A 3311-nucleotide genomic window follows, 5' to 3' on the forward strand; every position below is an offset into this window, starting at 1 on the left:
GAGTGGCCAAAGGGATCAGACTGTAAATCTGACGGCTCAGCCTTCGGTGGTTCGAATCCACCTCCCTCCACCATATTCCGTTAGGAAGACTAAATACCAGCAACTAGCTGGTATTTTTTTTGCATTTTTTTCAGCCTTTCAGATTCTTCCGTAGTCAGTTTCAAACCGCCTACATCAACTAATAATTTCTTGGCCCTATCCAAATTTTTATTACCCCTGTCGTTCTCTTCGATAGATACAAGCAGTACCTGTAAAAGGTTAAGTTTAATACCAATATGCTTTGGAAACATTATTTCAGCCTCTCTCAATTTAACAATAGCCTGCGGGTAATCTTTCTTTGCATATAATGATAACCCAATTTCAATATTAGCTTGTGCTTGCTCTTTTAAGCTAACAAAAGTTCCATCTTTAGCATTAACTATTCCATCAGTCAGTAGTATCTGTGTAGCAAGGTTATCTTTTTTAAGCTTTTTTAAGGTAAGTGATATAGCTATTAATTTGTCGTGGGGGATATTCTGTTGTTCCTTTGTCAGTAGTAGCTGTCCAAGTTGCATTTCCGTGTTTGCTAATTTTCTTTCTTTGGTAATTTCAAATAAGCATGCGCCAAGGAGATGGGATTGGATTCTGATATCTACACCTTTAAAGTCACGTGTCATTTGTTTCATAAAGCTTAAAGCTTTGTTATTCATTTTCTTAGCATCGGCAAGGGGAAGTGATGGGGCATGTTCGATTACAGCCTGTACATATTTAATAGTATTGTCGGCACAATGGTGGATAGAGTTATGAGCAAGCTTATGGTTATTTTCATATGCTACCGTTGCTTTATCAAAATTTTCATTGTGAACACATAGCTGTGCATACTTCTTTAATCTATTTAAAGATCGAGGTGACAACTTCAACGCTTTTTCTAAAATATCTTCGGCAAAAACATAATGGAACTGCTCTTCATAAGTAGCAGCAAGCCAGTCATAACTTGACAAATATAAAGGATAATCCTGTATTAGTAATTTAAATAATTCTTCTGCATGTTTTAGTTTATTTTCGTGAAGAGCTAATTTTCCAAGGCCTATTGTAGCCCATTGACAATTTGAGGCGTTTTGGTAGGTCATATAGATAGACTTTGCTTCATCGTAACGCTGCAACTCAAAGTATTGTCTTGAAATTATTCCTAAGCATTCAGTTTTGTAAGTGGTTTTATTTGCTAGTGCACTTTCACACCGTTCTATGACCAGAAGAGGATTTCTTTGATCGAGGGCCTGATATATATGTGCCATAGCCTTTTTTTTATGAAGACAATGATTTAAGCGTTTATCTAGATCATACAGAGAGTAGGGTTTGCATAAATAGTGATCAGGTTTATGCTCTAGTGCTGCGAGTACCATAGATTGTGATACTTCGGCGGTAATTAAAATTACAATACAATGTCTGTTTATATAACCATTTACTCTCAATTCCTCTAAGATTTGTTGACCATTCTTTTGATTATCCCCGAGATCATAACCCAATAAAATTACATCGTAAGATTTTTGTTGGCAGATTGATGCAACGTCCTGTGCATAGTGAGTACTATCCACTTGCTTATTGGTCAGGCCCATAACAAATTGCTTAAGAATATCCTGTGAAGGCTTTATGTTATCAACAATCAAGTACCGCATATTCTTAGAATTGGATTTATCCATAATGTCCTTAATATCAAATACCCTAATTACCGGAATAGTGATAGATGTCTTCTGGTACAATTAGCACATTCTATACTGACTGGCTAAACGCATGACTTTTTCTTCTTTTTCCTTAGACACCACATTGCTTAAAGCAATAGCTGAATCTGCTTATGATGAACCAACAGAAATTCAAAAGCAAAGTATCCCTCTAATTCTAGCTAAACATGATGTGATGGCAAGAGCGCAAACAGGCACTGGCAAAACGGCTGCTTTTGCACTACCAATCCTACAAAAGTTAATTGTAAAGCAATCAGGTAAACAAGTACTAAGTGCCTTGGTATTAACGCCGACTAGAGAGTTGGCCCAACAAGTGTACAAAAGCTTCTGCCATTATGGACAGTTCACCAATCTAAATATTGGCATTGCCTATGGCGGCGTAAGTACTAAAAAACAAATTAGCGAATTAAAAGCAGGAGTTGATGTTTTAATCGCGACACCTGGTCGATTATTGGATCTTATTAGAAGTGGGCACCTTTCTTTAGCACAGATAAACACTGTCGTATTTGATGAAGCAGATCGAATGTTGGATATGGGCTTTAAAGAGGAAATCGATCAAATTCGGAAATACCTTCCAATTGATAAACAAACTCTACTTTTCTCTGCAACTTTTGCAGATGAAATATATAACATGAGTAAAAGTATTTTAGTTAATCCCAAAATTGTCGAAATTGATGAGAAAAACAAAGCTGCGGATGATGTAGAGCAAATTGTTTATGCCGTAGATGCTGATCGTAAAAGAGAGTTAACTTCTTATTTAATAGGTTCAAAGAACTGGCAGCAAGTTTTAGTTTTTACCCGCACAAAGCAATGTGCAGATCATTTAGCAAAAGAAATGACGAAAGATGGCGTAAAATCACTAGCTATACATGGCGACAAATCTCAAGGTGCTCGTGAAAAAGCATTGCATGAATTTAAAGAAGGTAAAATAAGGGCTTTAATCGCGACCGATGTAGCAGCGCGAGGTATCGATATAAAAGGCCTTAACCATGTTATAAATTATGAACTTCCATACAACGCCGAAGACTATGTTCATCGTATAGGGCGTACGGCAAGAGCGGGGAATTCTGGTTTGGCTGTGTCGTTAGTGAGTACAGGAGAAGAATGGTTACTAACAGCAATAGAAGAATTACTCGAGATAAGTCTATTGCAACAGTGGTTACCTGGCTATGAACCGGACTTAACAAAAGCCTCTCAAGCGGACAAAAAGCCGATTAATAAGAAAAACGCACGAAAAAAGGCGTTTTCTTCAGGAGATAAGTCGAATAAAAGAAGACCAAGTTCGAAAAGTAGTAGAAGATAATAACTAATGCTTATGTGCTTTGCGCTATTTAGCAGCTATATTGATTCAGCAAGTAGGCGAATAGCGGTATTTATAATCGAACAGACAAAAGATTGAAATTAATCCTTGTACTAAAACTAAAACCCTCTAGAATGCGCCCCAGTTCCAAGGGGTTCAGGCAATAACCTTGACCAACTGGACGTTTTGATAAGTTATCTTCTTGCTTTTAAGGGTAATCAGTTAACTTAACGTTGAGTTTTAAAGTGTTTTAAAATACTTTACTTTTAATTAAGAAAAAACGTTGACTTCAA

General features: G+C 36.8%; 2 protein-coding genes. One reads left to right on the top strand and one right to left on the bottom strand.

Translation table 11 applies throughout. The annotated features are described in order from the left end of the window. Positions 1 to 89 precede the first annotated feature (89 nt). On the bottom strand, positions 90 to 1679 hold the full coding sequence (locus tag HRT55_RS20930; RefSeq protein WP_291624395.1) for a response regulator: 1590 nt from the start codon (positions 1677 to 1679) through the stop codon (positions 90 to 92). Positions 1680 to 1770: 91 nt separating this feature from the next. Here HRT55_RS20930 and HRT55_RS20935 point away from each other — a divergent pair, with 91 nt between their 5' ends. Next, positions 1771 to 3021, top strand: coding sequence for a DEAD/DEAH box helicase (locus HRT55_RS20935; protein ID WP_291624396.1), 1251 nt, complete (start codon positions 1771 to 1773; stop codon positions 3019 to 3021). Positions 3022 to 3311 lie beyond the last annotated feature (290 nt).

This window comes from Colwellia sp., from assembly GCF_013214175.1.
Lineage (GTDB): Bacteria > Pseudomonadota > Gammaproteobacteria > Enterobacterales > Alteromonadaceae > Colwellia.